Raw genomic sequence first — 18924 nt, 5'->3', positions numbered from 1 at the left:
AAAAGGCGATATCCATCGGAAAGGGGGAAAATGTTATGGCAGGCACAATTGATACAGGCTACGCCGCAGGCACTGGTTACGGCAATATGCAAAGCGCTTCTGTGGGCGGCAAAGAGAAGACAGACAGCAGTTTTTCCGATGCCATGGCGGAGAAATTCTGCCTTGCGCCAAAGGATATGTCCCTGACGGAATACAAGCTGTATATCCATGACCGGATTAAGGGCTTATATACGCACCCCTCCCAAAAGCATGTGGACTGGTTCATCGATATATCGGACGCAGCCTATCGGAGAATGCAGAATGACCCGCTGTATGAGCAGAGGGTCCTGGAATATATCGCCCAAAACAAGGCGACGAATTTCGGCGGAGGCCCTCCGAAACTGGCTTTCATCCATATCGACGAGGACTGGGACAAATGCCGGACATACACTTTGGGGCTCCAGGATAACTGTCCGGCAAAGCGCGCCGCCGAAAGGAGACGGCTTGCCGCCGAGCAGGCGAAGAGGGCCCGGAGGAAAAAGCTGTTGAAAGAATACCTGAAAAAACGCGCCCTGGCTAAGATGCTGCAGGATAAGTACCTGAAGAGCCAGCTCACGAAACGCCGGCTGGAGCAGGTCCGGCTGACAAAGGAAGTGTTCGCCCGAAAGGATGATGCGCAGTTCCTGAAAGACAAGGCCCTGGCCAAACGGCAGACGACACAGACTCAGAAAAAGCAGATTGTCGCCAGACAGCAGGAACAGACTCAGGAAATCAAAGCATGGAATGAAAGGCGCCAGGCTGTGCAGGCTTTCAATGCCTACGAAGCCAGCCTCATCATGATGAGCAGATATGAGGAACAGCTGCTGTCTTAACGCCCTCAGAAGAAACCTCTTGACGAATCCTTGTATCTTTCTTATATTGAAAAAGGAACATCAGACAGAGAGGGAACAGGATATGCAGACAAAAATCATGATTGTAGAGGACGAGACGGATATCAACCGTCTGCTGGCAAGGATACTGGAGGCTGAGGGTTACGGAACGATACAGGCCTTTTCCGGGACGGAGGCGCTGCTTTTGCTGGAGCGCGAAGAACCGAATCTGATTCTTTTGGATTTGATGCTGCCCGGGCTGACCGGGGAAGAGCTTCTTACGCACATCCGGGAGAAAAAGCGCCTTTCTGCCCCCATCCTGGTGCTCTCTGCCAAAAGCGCCCTGAACGATAAGGTGGCGCTCCTGAAAAGCGGCGCGGACGATTATATCACGAAGCCATTCGAGCCGGAGGAAGTGGCTGCCCGGGTCCAGGCGGCCCTCAGGCGCACCGGCAGCCTGCCTCGGCGCCAGCTTCCTTTTTCCTATAAAAATATAATGCTTTATCCGGAATCCCGGAAAGTAATTGTCAATGGGCTGGAGCTTTCCCTGACCTCCCATGAATATGAGCTCCTGCTCCTTTTTCTGCAGTCCCCGGAAAAAGTGTTCTCCAGAGAGAGCCTTTACGAGCAGGTATGGAAAAACGGTTACTATGGGGAAAACAATACCGTGAATGTCCACGTCAGCAATCTGCGCAGAAAGATGAAAGAGGCTGACGCCTCAGAAGAATATATTCAGACGGTGTATGGTATTGGTTTTAAGTTGAAATAGCATTTCAGGCCTGTTCTATCACCCACGCTTCTTCCCTCAAACTTTACGACATCTTTAAAAGTTCTTTATGACTTATTCACCCCTCATGGTTTATACTATGACTGTCAGCCGGAAAGCTCAGTCTGCCCGGCGGACAGCTGCCATGCATGGCAGCCATTTATAGCAATGCTTAAGCAGCAGGAAGTCCGGGCGCCACCTTTCCGCTGCCCCAGGAGGAGGTCAATATGAACGATTACGCCATAGAAGCAAAACAAATCACAAAATCCTACGGCCCTGTCCTTGCCTTAGACCAGGTGAATCTCCACATCAGAACCGGCAGCATCTACGGGCTCATCGGCGACAACGGCGCCGGGAAGTCCACTTTCCTGAAGCTCCTGGCCGGACACATCTTCCCTACGGCGGGGGAGCTGCGGCTGTTCGGCCAGTTCGCGGAACAGGAACTGCGCCGCTGCCGGAGACAGATGGGCGCCATGATTGAGCAGCCCGGTTTTTTCCCCAATCTGACGGTGGAAGACACGCTTGAATACTACCGCATCCAAAGGGGCATCCCCGGCAGGGAAAAGGTGGAGGAAGTCCTGAAGCTGACCGATATCCAGGAAAAGAGGAGAGCAAAATGCAAAAAGCTCTCCATGGGCCAGAAGCAGCGCCTGGGGCTGGCCATCGCCATGATCGGGGAGCCCCGGCTCCTGGTGCTGGATGAGCCCATCAACGGCCTGGATCCCAGCGGCATCATCGAATTCCGCGCTTTGCTCCTCCGCCTGAACCGGGAGAAGAACCTCACCATTCTGCTGTCCAGCCACATCCTGTCGGAGCTGCAGCAGACTGCCACAGTCTTCGGTTTCCTGAACAAGGGGAAGCTGTTGGAGGAGATATCCGCCGAGAAGCTCCATGAAAAATGCTCCGACTGCCTGGACATCTCCGTCACGAATCCGGAAGAGTACGCAGCCCTGTTGGCAAAGCATTTTCCGGAGGAGCCTTTCCAGGTGCTGCCCGAACGGACAATCCGGATTCTGAAGTGTCTGCGGGAGCCGGAAGAATACAGCCGCCTTGCCGCGGAAAACGGGCTTTATATCAGGGGGCTGGAGCTCCGGCGCGCTTCCCTGGAAGAATATTACATGAACCTGAAGAACGGAGGGAACGGAATATGCTGAATTATGTCAAAAGTGAACTTTACAGGGCTTCCCGCAGCCCGGAAATCCGGGAGACAGCCGCCGTCTTTGTAGGGCTGGTCCTGCTGATGAACATTGTGCTGTGTCTTTTGAAGGGGCTGGAGGGCTTCCGGTATGGCATTACCTCTTTCTCTTATTCCAATGTAGTGGCCATGCCTATGATATTCTGCTATGTGGCTTCCGATGTGGCTGTGATGCTCTATGAATCGGACAGGCGCAACCGCACCGAACAGAACTGCATCTCCTATGGGATGTCCCGGCTGGAGCTGCTGGCGGGCAAGTGCATCGTCAGCCTGGCGGTGTCATTTGTGATTCTGGTGATGATTTTGCCGGTATATATCTGCAGCGCCGAACTGCTGTTGGATTCCGCCGGGCCTACCACAGCGGCGGATCTGCTGTTGGAACTCCCGGCTATGTCCCTGATTGCCATCGCTTCCCTGGTATTGGCGAATGTGCTGCTGGAGGTTTTTGACAAAAGCATCGTCAGCATTCTGGTTTGGCTGGCCGTCCTGGTCTTTCTGCCGAAAATCCTGCTGCTGGCGGGCATGGCCCTGACCACCGCCAGTTCGACTCTTCTGCTGGATATCGCCCTGTGGATGCCCGCAAATTTCCTCACGGCGCAGTCCCGGGTCAACATGTCCGAGTGCGTCGCTATATGGGACACGGCACAGGGGATGGCGAAATGCCTGATTGCCGGCGGGGCGGAAATCGTGGTCTTTGGCGCTTTGGGCGTGGTTTTATTGCGGAAGAGGGAACTTTGACGCCGGATTCCAAGCCGTCAGCCTGCTCTTTGCCTTGCGGGACAGGATTGCGTCTATTTGCTGTACCGATAATCGACTTCCTTTTCGGCAGTTTTCAGGATTGGATTTGGAAAGGAGCTTACCATGGCATTCTTCTCGTTCCTATCACAGAACTTTATTCTTGCCGGCGTTCTCCAGGGCGCGGCTTTTCCGGGGCGGGATATCCTGGAGGGGAATATTCCGGCGGCAATTTTGCTGTGCGTGCTTTTTGCCGTCGCGGGAGGGTATTTTGCTTTCCGGTATTTTGCACTGAAGCGGGCGCTCAGGGAGATGAAACGGGATTTGCTGGAAATCCAAAAGGATGTGTCCAGGAACCAGATTCTGCATCTGCCCCTGCCGGACCGGACTTTGGAACAGGCCATGGAAGCCGTCAACGGCACTCTGGAGGAAGTGCGCAGGCAGCGCCTGGAATATGAAAAGCGGGAGACGGAATTCCAGAAGCAGATGGAAGATATCAGCCATGACTTGCGGACGCCGCTGACGGTGATTCTCGGTTATCTAAAGTGGATGAAGCGGGACATGGCCCAGAGCATAGCGCTCTTGCAGACGGAATCCCCGGACATTCCGGCGCAAACCACAACACAGGCGGCACACCCCCACCAGGCAGCGTCTGAGGATATTTCGAGGCAGCGCACAGCACAGAAAGCGGCATGGGAAATGCTTTCCCGTCAGGCGGAGTCCCTGGAAATCCTGGAGCGCAACGCCCGCGCCATGGAGCGGCTGGTTTCCCAGTTCTACGCTTTCTCTCAGCTGAACGCCCGGGAGTATTCTCTGGAAATCCGGGATGTGGATGTCTGCAGACTCCTGAAAGAAAGCCTGGCCGGGCACTGGCAAATGCTGGAAAAGGCCTGTCTGCGCCTGGAAAGCTTTCTGCCGGAGCACCCGGTAATGGTTCGGGGAAACAAGGACGCCTGTGAGCGCATTTTCGCAAATATGCTCCAGAACGCCGGAAGATATGCCCGCAGCTATCTGGACATCCATATGTCAGAAAGCTGCGGGCTGGTTCAGATTTTCTTTCAAAATGATTCCGTCCGTCTCAAGGAGGACGATATACCGAATTTATTTAATCGTTTTTATAAAAATGATGCCTCCCGGAGCAAAGGCGGCTCAGGCCTGGGGCTGACCATAGCAAAATCCCTGGCAGAAGCCATGGGCGGCACCCTGACCGCACAGGCCCTCCCCCGGACAGAACTGTCCCCCAGCCAAAATGCAGACGATGCGAAAAGCCACTCCCTCTGCCCGGACACCAATGGCACAGAAAACCACTCCCGCTGCCTGCACTCCGATGACGCGGAAACCACCGTCCGCTTCACATTAACCCTGACCGCTGCACTTTCCCAATCCGGCTCTCCCGGAGCCCGCGCCCCTCAGCCAAAGCCCCCGTCATAAGCAGCAGAACCAGAAGCAACGACGGAAACTTCCGCGGCCCGGCTGCTGCGGCCGCTCAGGGCAGCTTTTTCCCCGCCGCGAGATACATCTCATACCATTCCTCCCTGGTCAGGCAGATATCAGAAGCCTTGCAGACATCCTGCACCCGCCTTGCATTGGTGCTGCCCACGATGGTCTGGATATTGGCAGGATGGCGCATGATCCACGCCACGGCAATGGCATTGGGCGTCACCTGGTACTTCTCCGCCAGACGATCCATGACCTGGTTCAGCTCCGGGAATTTTTCATTTCCTATGAAAACGCCCTCGAACATGCCGTACAGGAATGGAGACCACGCCTGTATAGTCATCTTCTTCAGCCTACAGTACTCTATCACGCTGCCGTCTCTGTTGCATCCCGCGTCATTTTGAATATTCACGTTCAGTCCTGCGTCAATAGTAGGACAATGAGCCACGGAATACTGTATCTGGTTCACCCGCAGAGGCTCCGACAGGCAGCTGTTCAGCAGCTCCATCTGCATGGGATTGTGGTTGCTGACCCCAAAGGCGCGGACTTTCCCGGCCTTTTTCAAACTGTCAAAAGCCTCCGCCACCTCCTCCGGCTCCATCAGCGCGTCCGGCCGGTGCAGGAGCAGGATATCGATATAATCTGTATTCAGCCGCTTTAAACTGCCGTCCACGGACTCTAATATATGTTCCCTGGAAAAATCATAGCAGATGCCGGGGCGGATGGCACATTTAGTCTGTATCACCATCCGGCTGCGGAGTTCAGGCGTCAAAATCCTGCCAAACTCAGCTTCCGCCTCTCCTTTTGCGTAAATATCCGCATGATCGAAGAAATTGATTCCCGCCTCCATGGAAACCTCCACCAGCTCCCGCAGGGCCTTTTCGTTTCCCAGGCCGGTAATCCGCATACATCCCAGGCCGATGGCTGATGTCTCCGGCACATTTTCACTGATTTTAATCATTTTCATGAGAATGATTCCTCCATTCTTTTTTATGCTGTCAGAGAGCTCTCCGAATACGCAGCCTGCTTACTGCCGCCACATATCTGATACAAAATACAGCAGCGCCGCCCATGTATACAACGGATAATATTTCCCCCGCTCATCCCGGCCTGTGCCCAGGACTTCCCGGGCCTGGCTTTTCGTCAACAGGCAGAAGCCGTCGAACTGCTCGGAGCCCACCGCTCCCTCCTGGGACAAGTCCGAAAGCCGTGCCGAACGGAGCACGGCGCACACCAGCGCATTGCTCTCATCCGTCAGTCCCGGCGTGGAAAAGACCAGCGGATTCACTATCCTGACGGAATCCGTATCCTGAATCGCCAGGCCAGTCTCCTCCTTGATCTCCCGGATGGCCGTGGTAATGAGAGCATCCGGTTTATCTCTGTCCTCCTCGTCAATGAGTCCCGCCGGCACGCTGAGCAGGTACTGGCCTGCCGGATAGCGGAATTCATAGGAGAGCAGGAGCCTCGGTTCCTCTCCCTCCCCGTCCAGAATGACGAAGCAGCTCACCGCGTCCGCCAGCATGGACTGAAATTCTTCATCCGACTTTACGGCAGTAAGGTTCTCCATGGTTCGTCTGGTGGCGTCATAGTAGTGTTTCCCCGGGGCGTACTGCAGATCTGCCACCCGCAGATACGGGGACTCGAATAAGGGCTTTACATTTTCTTTTTTTATTTGGGGCCTCTCTGCCATATCGCTTATTCCTCCTGTCTCTGTCCTGCCGTGAATAAACTCATTGTACCTTATTTCGGACAGAAACACAAAGCTTTTTTGCAGATTGCCCCTCTAAAATTCCCGCACGGACAGATCCCCGCTGACCGTGGATATCTTCACCGAATGCCCTCCGTCCCCATACCGGCCCTCCGCGTTCTTTCTCTTGCTGTCAAAGGACAGCGCATCCTCAAAGAAAGCCTCGCACTCGCCGCTGGTGGTGCTGAACTTGAACTGAAAATCCGCCGTCTCCGGGAACGCCAGTCCCACTGACCCGCTGGTAGTGGAAATATCCAGATCTCCCGCCAAATCCTCCAGAAAAATCCGTATGTCCCCGGAAACGGAGTGCGCCGTGCCGGAACCGTTCCCTCTGGAGACGGAGAGTTCGCCGCTGGTGGTGTTCATCCTGAAGTCCCCATCCAGATTCTCCACCCGGATATCTCCCGAGGTGCTTTCCGCCTCAAAATCTCCCTGGCCGTTTTCCAGCCGGACAGCGCCGCTGGTAGTGGATAAGGTTATGTCCCCTGTCACCTGTCCCAGGGAAATGTCACCGCTGGTGGTGGATGTCCGTAAGGGCCCCTCCAGGCCGGATATCAAAATCTCTCCGCTGGTGGACGATATCTTTGTCTGTCCCCGGGCCTGCTCTATTGTGATGTCGCCGCTGGTAGTAGAGATTTCCGTCCTTTCTGCCAGCACAGACTCCAGCCGGATACTGCCGCTGGTGGAAGACATCTGCATCGTATCCGCCTTTATCTCCGGAATCCTCACATCGCCGCTGGTGGTGGACACCATCAGATTGCCCAGGCATGTCAGTCCGATTTCGGACAATACATCGCCGCTTACAGTTTTTACGGAGAGCGCATCCATTCCTTCCGCCAATCCTGCAGGCAGATAAATCTCCGTATAGGATCCCTGCGAAAAACCAAACCAGAAAGAAAACAGGCCTTTTCCCGCTCCCTTTACCGTAAGCTCCCCTCCGGTCTCCTGCACTTTGGAAAGCTGGCTTTTATTCGGTTCAAAGTTCATATATTCACGGACAATGATTTCATCTCCTGTCCCCTGATAAAACAGCACGTCATGGGCGCTGCTGCCATAGTCAATCTTCAGGCTGCGGATGTCCTCCGCAGGAAAGCTCTTTTCCTGTACCAGGGAATAGTTCCCATGTCCGGTTTCCAGGCGCCTGCCCCTTATCAGGGAAACCCCCAGAAGCACGCACAGCATGACCATCAGCAGGCCAATCAGGCCAATCAGAATCATATGCAATCGTTTCATATTCCTCTCCATTCCTCTCCATTCCTCTGCCGCGGCCTGCTACAGCGGCATCCGCCCATAGGCCCGGCAGCCCCTTTCCCGGCTCTTGTCACAGCGCCGGAGCAATAATGTCCCATGGAACCTTTCCTATGGAACCTGTTTTGACCAAGCAAGTCAATTTCAGGAACCCATGTGCTTCAGGTTGAATATCAGCACCTCAATCATCTGGGCACAGGCTCCCACCAGGAACACCAGCCAGGTTATCTCCCAGCGCCTGGTCTTCATACTGATGGCAAAATAGAGCAGCAGCGTCACCAGCCAGATGATTACGCTGACGGACTGCCTGACCGCCTTTTCCCTGCTGCCTGAGGTCGCGGCCTCTTTGTAAAGCTCCACCAGATTCTCTTCTTTCCTGTTGTGGACAGGGTACATGTTGGCCGCATAGACCAGCATGCAGGTGGGCGGGATGCATATCAGCACCGCAAGGGCCAGCCCCAGAATCCCCGTCTCCGCTCCCCCAAAAAACAGGTCATTGATTACCAGGCTGACGATGAGGACGACGCCTGCGAAAATATAGATCCCCACGGCGGCGGCTGTCAGCATGGCCTTTTTCTTCCGCTCCTTCTCCGGCAGCGCGAACAGGCTCTTCTCTTTCAAATCCTCAAACAGCTCCGTCACGTCCCCGATGGAATTGATGACGTTCTGGAACGCGTCCTCTTCCTGATAGCCTTCGCCAATCAGGTCTTCGTACTTCTCTATGGTGTTCACCGCCATCTCTTCTTTCAGCTCCATGGCTCTCCTGGTCTTGGGCGCATCCTTGAACAGTTCATTGATATGCTTTCTGATTTTTTCGTTCATGTTCTTCTTTCCTTTCTGATATACAGAGATTTTATGCCGCCGTCTCATTTCAGCAGCTGATCGATCGTGGCCTTGGCTTCCTCCCAGTCCCGCTTGTAAGCCTGGTACGCCAGGCGCCCCTCTTCCGTGATAGAGTAATAGCGGCGTCTGGCACCCACTGTCTCGTCCCCCCAGTAGGTGCGTATGTAGCCGGCCTGCTCCAGCCGCCGGAACGCGGAATACAGGGTGGCCTCTTTCAGCTCGCAGCGGTTGTCGGTCTTCTTCATGATGTCCTTGTTGATCTGGTAGCCATAGCTGTCCTGCTCCAGCAGATGGGACAGGATGATGGCCTCGGTATGCCCCCGTAAAATATCGGACGTAATTGACATGGCTGACTCTCCTTTCTGGTTACACTATATTACAATATACCTCGTCTGTCAAGGTATATTTAAATTTGTAGTATATATTTCTATCAAAGGATTCTGCACTTGACAAAATTACTGCATATCTCTAAAATGTGAATCAGAAAGGAATGAGTTCTTGAGATGCGTTTGTGAGGAACCTTGCGACATCTGACCGAAGGGATGTGCCAAAAGCGAGGGATTTACGGTCGGTGCGTTGGACATATCCCTATCTATGCTTGATTTGAAAGGAATTTATGAAAACCGCGTTCCTGTCCGCCCAGCCACATAGACCGAACGGACATGGAATATCTGCCCGGTCTATGCTTTGGAAATCATGCAAACGCGGCAGCAAAAGCGAGGAACCATATGCCGGATAAAAAAGCCTTTGAAGAAGCAAAGAGAAAAATCATAGGAATAGACAGACAACGGCTGGGCATCGGCACCCTGTCGGAGAAGACAGTCCATGCCATCCTGAAAAACTACTATGAGCCGGACGAGGACAGGCAGGAGATCCCCATCGAAAACTATGTGGCCGATATCTTCTGCGGCGGCGAGATCATCGAAATCCAGACCAGGCAGTTCAATAAAATGCGGGACAAGCTCTCCGCTTTCCTGCCCCTGTACCCGGTGACCATCGTCTATCCCATCCCCCGGGAAAAATGGATCATCTGGATAGACGAGGAAAGCGGGGAGTTGAGCAAGAAGCGCAAGTCCCCCTTAAAGGGCAGTCCCTATGCTGTTTTTCCGGAATTGTACAAGATCAAGATGTTCTTGAAGAATCCCAACCTGCGCCTGCGGGTGGTGCTGATGAACATGGAAGAGTACAAGCTGCTGAACGGCTGGAGCAAAGACAGGAAAAAGGGGGCCAGCCGCTATGACCGCATCCCCACGGAGCTGGTGCAGGAGATAGAAGTCCAGCGCCCGGAAGATTTCATGCAGTTCGTCCCTCCGGATCTGGAGGGGGCCTTCACCTCCAGGGAGTTCGCCAAAGCCGCCCATATCTCCCAGACTCTGGCCCAGGTGTCGCTGAATATCTTATTTTATATGGAAACCGTAAAAAGGGTGGGGAAAAAAGGAAAACTGTACTTATATGAGATAAATGACTTCTGATTTCCTGAGAGTCCTTTATCAATCCAGCCCCGCAATTCCGTCCACCGGCAGGGACATGACGATGCCCTGGGCCTTGCTCTTCATGCCGCACTGTTTTCCGATTTCCTGCATGATGGCCGGCTTATCCTCTTTCTGGGCCAGGATAAGGACTACTTCCCGCTCTTCCTGCACGCTGATTTTCCAGAATTTCATGGCTTCTTCATTCCCGATTCTCCTGCTGTGGAACACCGTGCCGCCGGACGCGCCCCGGGGCCTTGCCGCATTCATCACTTCCTCACTGAATCCCTGATTCACGATTGTCATAATCAAGCTATAATCTGCCATATCCCCTTCGTTCCTCTCCGCAACATTCTTTTTTTCCTCCGGCTCCAGTCCTTCCATCAATTGGATGAGATACCCGCTGCCCCCTGACAGTATCAGGGTGAACGCTATTCCCGTGTTGGGCATCCCCAGATGCAGGCTTTTGCGGAGTTTTTTCAGCATTTCATCCGCAAAGGGCTTGGGCAGCATGCCCATGAGGATATTCTTGTCCACGCCGTCCAGTCCCAGCATGTCCATGATTTCGCTGGTGGCGGTCCCCTGTCCGTGGAAGATGTACTCGGTAGGGACATTTCCCTCTTTGAACATGCCCGCCGCCTTGTCTACCAGCTTCGGCGTGGCGATCAGGAGCAGCATCCGATACGATATGTTTTTATAATTGTCCCCCATCTTCCTCTCCCTCCTGGAATTCAAAGATATCATCCACACCATCCATAGCAAGGATTTCCGCTTCCCGTACAGCGGCCTTCTCCGTGGTCTTAAGCTTGTACCGATACAGGATTCCCATCAGCTGAATGGCAATCAGCGGCGTCAGAGCCACCAGCGCCACCACCCCGAAAGCATCCGTCATCAGGTTCCCGCCCACGGCCTCACAGGCTCCGATGCTCAGGGGAAGCAGGAACGTGGTCGTCATAGGTCCGCTGGCCACGCCGCCGGAGTCGAATGCGATACCCACGAACATCTTCGGCACGAACCTGGAGAGAAGCAGCGCAATCAGATAGCCGGGTATGATGATCCATTGAACGGGAACGCCCGTCAGCACCCGTATCATGGACAGGCCCACACTGGCGGACACGCCCCAGGACATGCAGCGGTTCATGGATTTCGCGGACACAGAGCCATTGGTCACGCCCTCCACCTGGCGGTTCAGCACCTGGATGGCAGGTTCCGCTTTCACGATATAATAGCCTATCAGCATACCGATGGGCACCAGCAGCCATCTCCAGACCTCCGAGGCAATCTCATTGCCCAGGAGGGAGCCCAGCGGCGCGAAGCCTACATTGACGCCGCAGAGGAACAGCACCAGGCCCAGATATGTATAGGCAAAGCCCACCGTGATTCGTTTTACCTGTCTGCGGGGATAGCGGCGGGACAGTCTCTGGAACAGGGCGAACACGGCAGCCACAGGAATCAGCGATATCAGCACTTCTTTGATATAGGAGGGCATATTGAACAGGAATTCTTTTACCACATCCCGGGTGGTGCTCACAGCCGCCACGGAAGAGGCGCTGTAGGCCGTCTCCCCGGGGCTGAAGAACATGCCCAGAATCAGCACTGCCAGAATCGGACCCACGCTGGAAAGGGCTACCAGACCGAAGCTGTCGCTGGAGGCATTCTTGTCACCGCGGACCGAGGCGAGACCTACGCCCATGGCCATGATGAACGGAACCGTCATGGGACCGGTGGTCACGCCGCCGGAGTCAAAGGCCACCGCCAGGAAATCCCTGGAGACCAGAAAAGATATGCCGGTTAATGTGATATACAGTATAATTAATATCGTAGAAAGGTTAATCTGGAACAGGATTCTCAGGATTGCCACCGCCAGGAAGATTCCCACTCCCACGGCCACTGTGAGAATCAGGGTCAGGTTGGGAACAGCGGGCACCTGTTCCGCCAGCACCTGCAGATCCGGCTCGGAAATCGTGATGATGGCTCCCATGGAAAAGCCTGTCAGAAAAATCAGGGGAATGTGCCGTGTCTTTGATATCTGGACACCGATGCCTTCCCCCAGAGGCGTCATGGACATCTCCGCGCCCAGCTGGAAGAATCCCATTCCTATCACCAGCAGAATCGCGCCCACAAGGAACATCACCATGATCCCTAAGTCAACTGGAACCAGCAGGATGCTGAGCAAAAGGACGATTCCCGTGATAGGCAGCACAGCCGAGACCGACTCCAAGATTTTTTCTTTTAGCTTGTGATTCACACAAACACCTCTCTTTTACGGACTTATCTGTCTCTATGATTATGATTTTCTGCGATTAAGATTTATTTTCCGTAGCTACCACATTGCTTCCGAAAACGTCTGACAGCAGGATGTCCCCGATAGAGACCGGAAGTTTCACTGTATGGGCATTGATCAGGCTCATGCAGTCCATGATTTTCGCTTTGGGGATGGGCCTGTCGGTCTTTACGGACAGAATCCCGCCATTTTCGCAGCGCATGGTGCTGGTGACTGTGCGCTCGGGGTGGCGCACCTCCGCCTCCGCGTAGGCCGCGCCGCGCTTGCAGGTGTTGCCCCTTATGGAGGCGATTTCCTCTCCCCTCATCTCCACTGTGACGGGGCAGCCCATGGGGCATATGATACATGTCATCTCTCGCTTTGTCATTGCGTGTACTCCTTCTATTTTCTGAAGCTCGCTGCCTGCATCAAACTCTCAGACTGCGTCATATGCGTTCCGTATATCCCGGATGTTCCTTTGCCTGCGCATGACTTACCCAAGCTCCTCCAGCTGTAAGGACAGCTTTGATACGCCCTCAAAAAGCGGCGCTTTCAGCAGCAGGCTCTCCATTTCCCCCGGCGCGGCTTTCGGCTTCCTGACGGAATGGATGACTCTGCCGTCGCCTACCACATTAATCTTCACATTGCGGTATATGTCCGCCACCCGGAAAAACAAGGTGATATCCTTACGCTTCGTGATTCTCTGAGGAACGGTATACCGTATCTTTCCATCCGCCCCAATGGGAATATCGCACTCCTGTCCGGATTCGCCTCTGATGTATTCCGCGGCGCTCTTTCCGGCCACGGCGGCCTCCTCGGACACGAAGTCCACCAGGTCATGCACATGGAGCACATTGCCGCAGGTGAATATCCCTTCCCGGGAAGTCTGTCTGTCCTGATCCACCACGGCCCCGCCTGTGACAACATCCATGCCGATTCCTGCCTGCAGGGTCAGCTCGTTCTCAGGAATCAGGCCCACGGATAAAAGCAGCGTGTCGCAGGGAATGTATTCTTTTGTCTCTTCTATGGGGCGGCGGTTTTCGTCCACTTTGGCGATGGTGACGCCCTCCAGCCTTTTCCTGCCGTGGATTTCCACCACGGTATGGCTCAGCTTCAGGGGAATGCCGAAATCATTCAGACACTGCTCGATATTTCGGGCCAGCCCGCCGGAATAGGGCATCAGCTCGCACACAGCTTTCACCTCTGCGCCCTCTAAAGTCATGCGCCTGGCCATGATGAGGCCGATGTCGCCGGAACCTAAGATGACCACGCTCTTGCCCGGCAGATAGCCTTTCCGGTTCACCAGCTTCTGGGCGGTGCCCGCGCTGTAGATTCCCGCCGGGCGGGTGCCTGCGATGTTCAGGGCGCCTCTGGGCCTTTCCCTGCAGCCCATGGCAAGGATGATCGCCCTGGCTTCTATGGCGAAAATGCCTTCCTCCTCATTGGTGGCCGTAATCACTCTGTCAGGGGTGACGGACAGCACCATGGTGTTCAATTTTACGGGAATGCCCAGCTCGCGCACCTGTTTTTCATATTTCCAGGCATACTCCGGGCCTGTCAGCTCCTCCCCGAAGCGGTGCAGCCCGAAGCCGTTGTGGATACACTGCTGCAAGATGCCTCCCAGCTGAGCGTCCCGCTCCAGTATCAGGATATCCCTGATGCCGCTCTCATATGCGGCCACTGCCGCGCTCATCCCGGCGGGGCCGCCCCCTATGATAACCAAATCCGTCATTCGTTTTTGTCTCCTTTGCTGCTTCTGTGCCGTTTTCTATCCCTGGCATCTTTCCTCTGGCTCATTTGCGGCGCCTTGTTCCGCTTTATTTATCCCTTCGTCCTGCAGACGCTGATTTCAGAGCCCTCGCCGGATTTCGTGATTTCCTCATAGGGCACTCCCCATTCCCTGGCAAGAATCTCCGCCAGATACGGCATACAGAATCCTCCCTGGCACCGGCCCATCTGGGCCCTGGTGCGGCGCTTGATCCCGTCTAAGTCCCGGGCAGGCGGATTCTGCCGGATGGCGGCCACGATTTCCCCCTCCGTGACAGTCTCGCAACGGCAGACTACCCTGCCGTAGGCTTTGTCCCGGCGAATCATCTCGTTCTTCTCTTCCACGGAGGCATTCCGGAAAGCGTACACCGGCTTGCGGAAAGGCTGATAGTCCTCTTTCCGCTTCAGGGCAAGTCCCTGTCCTGCCAGCATTTCCGCCACATACTCCGCAATGGCAGGGGCGGCGGTAAGTCCCGGAGACTCGATTCCCGCTACATTGATGAAGCCTTCCTTAGGTGACGTGATGATGAAGTCACCCGTGTTCCCTGCGGAGCGCAGGCCCGTGAAAGAAGTGATGACCTTGCGAAGGGGCAGATTCTTCACGTTCTCCTGCGCCCTGGTCATGATCTGCGCCAGCCCCTCCTCCGTGGTAGCTTTGTCCTCCTTGTCCTCGCCGTCCACCGAAGTAGGCCCCAGCAGCAGATTGCCGTCCACCGTGGGCGTGATCAGGATGCCTTTTCCTTTTTTGGAGGGGGTGCGGAAAATAGTGCGGGACACCAGGTTGCCGCATTCCCTGTCCAGCAGCAGATATTCGCCCCTGCGGGGGTGAATCTGTATGGAGTCGTCCCCTGCCAGCCTGGCAATCTCATCCGCATAGATTCCGGCGGCATTTACCACATATCTGGCGCAGACCTTACGGGGCTTTTGCAGGTTCTCACAGCAATTCTCGCCGCAGGCATCCGAAAAGATTTCATAATGCCCCTCTTTTTTCTCAATATGATTTACTTCAAAATCCAGCATCAGCTCCGCGCCGTTGTCCATGGCATTGCCCACTGCGGCGATGGCGAGCTCATAGGGGCAGACGATTCCGGCCGTGGGCGCGTAGAGGGCACAGGTCACACTGTCGGAAAGGCCGGGCTCCAGACGCCTTGCCTCCTCCCCGTCTATGACCTGCAGCCCCTGGACACCGTTCCTCAGGCCTCTGGCGCAGAGTTTCTCAATGGTCTCCCTGTCCTCGTCCCCGAAACCTATGACCAGAGAGCCCGTCCTGCGGTAAGGAACGCCTAACTCTTTCGTCACCTGCTCCATCAGCCGGGAGCCCCGGACGTTCAGCTTCGCTTTCAGGCTCCCCTCCTCAGCGTCGTATCCCGCGTGGGCGATGCCGGAATTGGCCCGGGTGGAGCCCATGGCCACATCGCTCTCCTTTTCCAGAATGCAGATTTTTATGTCATATGCCGCCAGCGTCCTGGCCAGCAGCCCGCCTGCCACGCCTGCGCCTATGATTGCTACATCGTACATATCATGTTCCATGCCTTTCTTCCGTTTTGCTCAGTGCGCCTTTTATAAAAACATTTTACCATGAGCACAGCCACACTCATGGTATTTATGGCCATCCGGCCTCTTCACTTCATGAATATGGTCTTATTTTACCATGTAAACCCTATCTTTACTACCAAAATTTTTCTAAACATATCGAGGCGCCTGTCATAGGGATTTGATCTGACGGAAATCTCGCAGATTCCTCCGCTCCAGCCTAAAAGCAGGGCTGGCAATAGGATTCCGCCTTATCGCCAGCCCTTTCTCCGCCGTGATTCCCTTTTCTTTCCCGCCTGGATATTTTGTCAGTTCTGCATCAGGATATGCTGTCCCAGAACCAGCGGAAATCTGGCCAGCCTGTCGCCGTCCAAATCTTCCCGGTACATATCCACAGCCGAAATCTGGTGGTTCTCATAAGTGGTGTAATAATAGACGCCCCTGTCCGCATTGCAGCAGGAAGTGTAGATGGTAATCTCATATTTCCCCTCCCCCACCTGGCAGCATCCCCGCTGCTGGTCCACCGAGCCCAGGATATGGAAAAACTGGCTGACGCTCTCGGACTCGGAATCCCCGGAGATGGAATTCATCTTCGTAAAGGCCGCGCGCACGAAACGGGACTGGGAGGAAAGGTCCCCGGGCAGCCCCAGCGCCCCCATGCCCCGGCCGTGAGGTTTTAAGGACAGCTTGTCCGAGAACAGGTTCTCAGGTTCCTTTGGCGACAGATGCATATAATTGGACAGTTGCGACATCTGCTCCCCAAAGGGCGGGTTGTTGGCCAGTACGCCTGCGGGGTTGTCATACACCTTAAGGCCGTCTTTCACGGACTCCACCGTAACAGCGCCCTCTCTGTCCGCAATCAGCCAGTGGAGCTGTGCTATGGGCAGCCTGTCGCTGAATGGGGTATCCGTCAGATGGATTCTCTCCAGCAGGGCTTTCGCCTCCTTTATGCCGGCACACTGACCAAGAATCCAGGGAATGAACTCGAACTGGGCCACATTGTCCCTGCCCGACACGTCTTTCCCATACACCGCGTTTCCCACGAAATTCAGACCCGCCATGCCCAGCCCTTTTTCGTTCACGGCATCGTAGAAAAGCGGGTATCCGCCCTCCATATGGGCCATGCCGATTATCGCGTAGTGGCTCTCCATCTTCCCCGCGCCGCGAAACTGCAGGGGGTGGTTGCGGGGCATCACCACAATCTCCTCCCCATAGGAAAAATCATAGTCCAAAGTACGTCCGAAATAAAAATCCTTTGTCCGATAAGTCGCTGCTGTGCACATAGTCATCACCTCATAAATTGTATTACATTTTGTCATATTACCAGTGTCCCGATACATTTTCTCAGACAATTCTTCAATGATTCCAAATCATCCTCCAGATACCAGTCGTTCAATGCGGTATTATACTGCATTATTTTTCCCGATTGTCAATATACCATTCCCGGAGGCAATCAATTTTCCCGGCGGAAAAACCATCAGAATATTTCTTTTCCGCATATGTCCGGCCTGCCGGTTCGCCGGGGCATCTTGCCATTCCCCTCCATTTGTGGTAGAGTGTAAAAAGCATCAGGCAAGCCCTGAACGATAAGGAGAAATGAATGATTCAGAAATTTCGGGAAAAGAAATATATTTTGCCCTACATCCTGCTGGCCGCATTCCTGTTTGCCATGTTCTGCATGGTCACGGAACCTACCCGGGATGACTTTTACTATCAGAGCATAGAGGCAGGCAGCGCGGAGGATCTGTTCGCCTTTCTGTCACAGATGTACTCAAACTGGTCTTCCAGGATGGTCACGGAGCCGCTGGTAGTGCTGCTGGTCAATGTGGATATGATGGTCTGGCGGCTATTCTGCGTGGTGAATATCCTGATCATCGCCCTCTCCATCCGCTATCTTCTGGAGATTCGGGATTCCGTATGGAAAAACTCGGTATTGTGCATGCTGGTAGGGGCTTTTCCCTTTTCCCACTATGCCAGCGCCGGATGGATCACCACCACGGGCATCTACCTGATATCCATCTCCTTAGGCCTGGTGGCGCTGTTTCCGCTGCGGAAGTTCCTGGACGGCAAAAGAAGCGCCTGGTGGGAGAACGCCCTGTATATCCTTTCGGCGATACTCTCCTGCAATCATGAGCAGGTGGGCGCAGTGGTCCTGGGCGTCTATCTGTGCTCCTGTATCTACTGTGCCGTGCTTCGCAAAAAAATATGCCGGATGCAGATATGCCAGATAGTCATCTCCATCGCCAGCATCCTGTTCGTGCTCACCTGTCCCGGAGATGCGGTGAGAATGGTCATCGAGGCCCAGACCTGGCTGCCGGAGCATGCGGACTGGACATTTTTCGAGAAGCTGATGCGGGGGTTTTTCCACGCCTCAGATTACTATTTCTACACCTCCGGCATCAATTTCGCCGCTTTCACCCTTGTCTTCCTGCTTTCGCTGATCCTGCTCACGGGCCCGGCGAAAAAGTGGAAAAAGGCCGTTTCCGTGGCCGTTTCCCTGTGGCTGAGCCTGGCAGTGGGCATCATCCTGCTGCAGAGGTTCCAGGTGCTGGCGCCGGATACTTTCTTCCCCTGGGAGGAATACGGGGTCAATATGCTCACAAGGGGAGTGGATGTGGCCCGGGCGGCATCGGGGACGGTTTTACTGTTTTTGATTTTCTGCGAGCTGTTCTGGCTCTTCGGGAACAGCGTATCCTTTTGGACCGCCTCCATGTTCCTGGCGGCAGGATTCGGTTCGGCGGCGGTGCTGGGATTTTCCCCCACCATCTACGCCTCCGGGAACAGAGTGTTCTCCATTTATCTCTATGCGACGATTATTCTTGTATGCTATATCGTGAACCAGTGTTTTGACCACAAATGCGGGAAAAAGGAATGCGCCGCCCTGTTCGTGACCGGGATATTCTCCCTTGCCTCCACCGCGAAGAACATCTGGCTGGTGGCCGGCGCGTGACCACGGCAGTCCAGGCACCGCCGCCAGGGCTGACAGTCCAACCACTTGCATATATGTAGCAGGCTGCCACACCTGCCAGTACAGAGAAGACAAAAGATCGACCAGATTCTGTATGATGCTTTG

At 54.6% G+C, this 18924-nt stretch carries 18 protein-coding genes; 7 read left to right on the top strand and 11 right to left on the bottom strand.

Going from position 1 to position 18924, the window contains the following annotated elements:
• Positions 1–35 precede the first annotated feature (35 nt).
• The 5 genes from NFS35_RS04780 (at position 36) to NFS35_RS04760 (ending at position 4975) form a co-directional block, all read left to right on the top strand.
• On the top strand, positions 36–851 hold the full coding sequence (locus NFS35_RS04780; RefSeq protein WP_251206005.1) for a hypothetical protein: 816 nt from the start codon (positions 36–38) through the stop codon (positions 849–851).
• Between the two features lie 82 nt (positions 852–933).
• Positions 934–1617 carry a response regulator transcription factor gene (locus NFS35_RS04775; protein ID WP_251206004.1) on the top strand — a complete coding sequence of 228 codons (684 nt, stop codon included), beginning with the start codon at positions 934–936 and terminating at the stop codon, positions 1615–1617.
• A gap of 224 nt (positions 1618–1841) precedes the next feature.
• Positions 1842–2768 carry an ABC transporter ATP-binding protein gene (locus tag NFS35_RS04770; RefSeq protein ID WP_251206003.1) on the top strand — a complete coding sequence of 309 codons (927 nt, stop codon included), beginning with the start codon at positions 1842–1844 and terminating at the stop codon, positions 2766–2768.
• Complete coding sequence (locus tag NFS35_RS04765; RefSeq protein WP_251206002.1) at positions 2762–3547, top strand: hypothetical protein; 786 nt, start codon at positions 2762–2764, stop codon at positions 3545–3547. The genes NFS35_RS04770 and NFS35_RS04765 overlap by 7 nt, the downstream gene beginning before the upstream one ends.
• A 123-nt stretch (positions 3548–3670) precedes the next feature.
• Positions 3671–4975: a sensor histidine kinase gene (locus tag NFS35_RS04760; protein WP_251206001.1), complete on the top strand. Its 1305-nt coding sequence runs from the start codon at positions 3671–3673 to the stop codon at positions 4973–4975.
• Positions 4976–5030: 55 nt separating this feature from the next.
• Here the strand turns inward: NFS35_RS04760 and NFS35_RS04755 are convergent, their stop codons facing one another.
• The 5 genes from NFS35_RS04755 to NFS35_RS04735 form a co-directional block, all read right to left on the bottom strand.
• Positions 5031–5948: an aldo/keto reductase gene (locus NFS35_RS04755; protein WP_251206000.1), complete on the bottom strand. Its 918-nt coding sequence runs from the start codon at positions 5946–5948 to the stop codon at positions 5031–5033.
• Between the two features lie 60 nt (positions 5949–6008).
• On the bottom strand, positions 6009–6671 hold the full coding sequence (locus NFS35_RS04750) for an NUDIX hydrolase (protein ID WP_251205999.1): 663 nt from the start codon (positions 6669–6671) through the stop codon (positions 6009–6011).
• A 93-nt stretch (positions 6672–6764) separates the two neighbouring features.
• A complete protein-coding gene (locus NFS35_RS04745; RefSeq protein ID WP_251205998.1) occupies positions 6765–7961 on the bottom strand; it encodes a DUF4097 family beta strand repeat-containing protein in 1197 nt (398 codons plus the stop codon).
• Between the two features lie 159 nt (positions 7962–8120).
• The gene (locus NFS35_RS04740) at positions 8121–8798 is read right to left on the bottom strand and encodes a permease prefix domain 1-containing protein (protein WP_251205997.1); all 678 of its coding nucleotides are present in this window, start codon (positions 8796–8798) and stop codon (positions 8121–8123) included.
• A gap of 44 nt (positions 8799–8842) precedes the next feature.
• Complete coding sequence (locus tag NFS35_RS04735) at positions 8843–9166, bottom strand: PadR family transcriptional regulator (protein WP_251205996.1); 324 nt, start codon at positions 9164–9166, stop codon at positions 8843–8845.
• A 381-nt stretch (positions 9167–9547) separates the two neighbouring features.
• Between NFS35_RS04735 and NFS35_RS04730 the strand changes: the two genes are divergently transcribed.
• A complete protein-coding gene (locus tag NFS35_RS04730; RefSeq protein WP_251205995.1) occupies positions 9548–10291 on the top strand; it encodes a hypothetical protein in 744 nt (247 codons plus the stop codon).
• A gap of 18 nt (positions 10292–10309) precedes the next feature.
• On the opposite strand, the gene NFS35_RS04725 is transcribed toward NFS35_RS04730, so the two are convergent.
• The 6 genes from NFS35_RS04725 to bsh all read right to left on the bottom strand — a co-directional run bounded on the left by NFS35_RS04725 (position 10310) and on the right by bsh (position 17134).
• The gene (locus tag NFS35_RS04725) at positions 10310–10999 is read right to left on the bottom strand and encodes a hypothetical protein (protein ID WP_251205994.1); all 690 of its coding nucleotides are present in this window, start codon (positions 10997–10999) and stop codon (positions 10310–10312) included.
• Positions 10983–12536 carry a DUF1538 domain-containing protein gene (locus NFS35_RS04720; protein WP_251205993.1) on the bottom strand — a complete coding sequence of 518 codons (1554 nt, stop codon included), beginning with the start codon at positions 12534–12536 and terminating at the stop codon, positions 10983–10985. The genes NFS35_RS04725 and NFS35_RS04720 overlap by 17 nt, the downstream gene beginning before the upstream one ends.
• A gap of 55 nt (positions 12537–12591) precedes the next feature.
• Complete coding sequence (locus NFS35_RS04715; RefSeq protein ID WP_251205992.1) at positions 12592–12939, bottom strand: DUF1667 domain-containing protein; 348 nt, start codon at positions 12937–12939, stop codon at positions 12592–12594.
• A gap of 105 nt (positions 12940–13044) precedes the next feature.
• Complete coding sequence (locus NFS35_RS04710; protein WP_251205991.1) at positions 13045–14283, bottom strand: NAD(P)/FAD-dependent oxidoreductase; 1239 nt, start codon at positions 14281–14283, stop codon at positions 13045–13047.
• An 89-nt stretch (positions 14284–14372) separates the two neighbouring features.
• A complete protein-coding gene (locus tag NFS35_RS04705) occupies positions 14373–15848 on the bottom strand; it encodes an NAD(P)/FAD-dependent oxidoreductase (protein ID WP_330640022.1) in 1476 nt (491 codons plus the stop codon).
• A gap of 311 nt (positions 15849–16159) precedes the next feature.
• The gene (bsh, locus tag NFS35_RS04700; RefSeq protein ID WP_251205990.1) at positions 16160–17134 is read right to left on the bottom strand and encodes a choloylglycine hydrolase; all 975 of its coding nucleotides are present in this window, start codon (positions 17132–17134) and stop codon (positions 16160–16162) included.
• A gap of 317 nt (positions 17135–17451) precedes the next feature.
• Between bsh and NFS35_RS04695 the strand changes: the two genes are divergently transcribed.
• Entirely contained in the window at positions 17452–18801 is a 1350-nt protein-coding gene (locus NFS35_RS04695) for a DUF6056 family protein (protein WP_251205989.1), read from the top strand.
• Positions 18802–18924 lie beyond the last annotated feature (123 nt).

It is taken from the genome of Acetatifactor aquisgranensis (assembly GCF_943193215.1).
Lineage (GTDB): Bacteria > Bacillota > Clostridia > Lachnospirales > Lachnospiraceae > Acetatifactor > Acetatifactor aquisgranensis.
The sequence above is the reverse complement of the archived record's forward strand: the minus strand, read 5'-3'. Positions and strand labels throughout refer to the sequence as shown.

Bases quoted from the DNA above. Each gene is read 5' to 3' on its own strand.
- NFS35_RS04780 (WP_251206005.1), top strand. From the start codon at position 36: ATGGCAGGCACAATTGATACAGGCTACGCCGCAGGCACTGGTTACGGC.
- NFS35_RS04775 (WP_251206004.1), top strand. From the start codon at position 934: ATGCAGACAAAAATCATGATTGTAGAGGACGAGACGGATATCAACCGT.
- NFS35_RS04770 (WP_251206003.1), top strand. From the start codon at position 1,842: ATGAACGATTACGCCATAGAAGCAAAACAAATCACAAAATCCTACGGC.
- NFS35_RS04765 (WP_251206002.1), top strand. From the start codon at position 2,762: ATGCTGAATTATGTCAAAAGTGAACTTTACAGGGCTTCCCGCAGCCCG.
- NFS35_RS04760 (WP_251206001.1), top strand. From the start codon at position 3,671: ATGGCATTCTTCTCGTTCCTATCACAGAACTTTATTCTTGCCGGCGTT.
- NFS35_RS04755 (WP_251206000.1), bottom strand. From the start codon at position 5,948: ATGAAAATGATTAAAATCAGTGAAAATGTGCCGGAGACATCAGCCATC.
- NFS35_RS04750 (WP_251205999.1), bottom strand. From the start codon at position 6,671: ATGGCAGAGAGGCCCCAAATAAAAAAAGAAAATGTAAAGCCCTTATTC.
- NFS35_RS04745 (WP_251205998.1), bottom strand. From the start codon at position 7,961: ATGAAACGATTGCATATGATTCTGATTGGCCTGATTGGCCTGCTGATG.
- NFS35_RS04740 (WP_251205997.1), bottom strand. From the start codon at position 8,798: ATGAACGAAAAAATCAGAAAGCATATCAATGAACTGTTCAAGGATGCG.
- NFS35_RS04735 (WP_251205996.1), bottom strand. From the start codon at position 9,166: ATGTCAATTACGTCCGATATTTTACGGGGGCATACCGAGGCCATCATC.
- NFS35_RS04730 (WP_251205995.1), top strand. From the start codon at position 9,548: ATGCCGGATAAAAAAGCCTTTGAAGAAGCAAAGAGAAAAATCATAGGA.
- NFS35_RS04725 (WP_251205994.1), bottom strand. From the start codon at position 10,999: ATGGGGGACAATTATAAAAACATATCGTATCGGATGCTGCTCCTGATC.
- NFS35_RS04715 (WP_251205992.1), bottom strand. From the start codon at position 12,939: ATGACAAAGCGAGAGATGACATGTATCATATGCCCCATGGGCTGCCCC.
- NFS35_RS04710 (WP_251205991.1), bottom strand. From the start codon at position 14,283: ATGACGGATTTGGTTATCATAGGGGGCGGCCCCGCCGGGATGAGCGCG.
- NFS35_RS04705 (WP_330640022.1), bottom strand. From the start codon at position 15,848: ATGGAACATGATATGTACGATGTAGCAATCATAGGCGCAGGCGTGGCA.
- bsh (WP_251205990.1), bottom strand. From the start codon at position 17,134: ATGTGCACAGCAGCGACTTATCGGACAAAGGATTTTTATTTCGGACGT.
- NFS35_RS04695 (WP_251205989.1), top strand. From the start codon at position 17,452: ATGATTCAGAAATTTCGGGAAAAGAAATATATTTTGCCCTACATCCTG.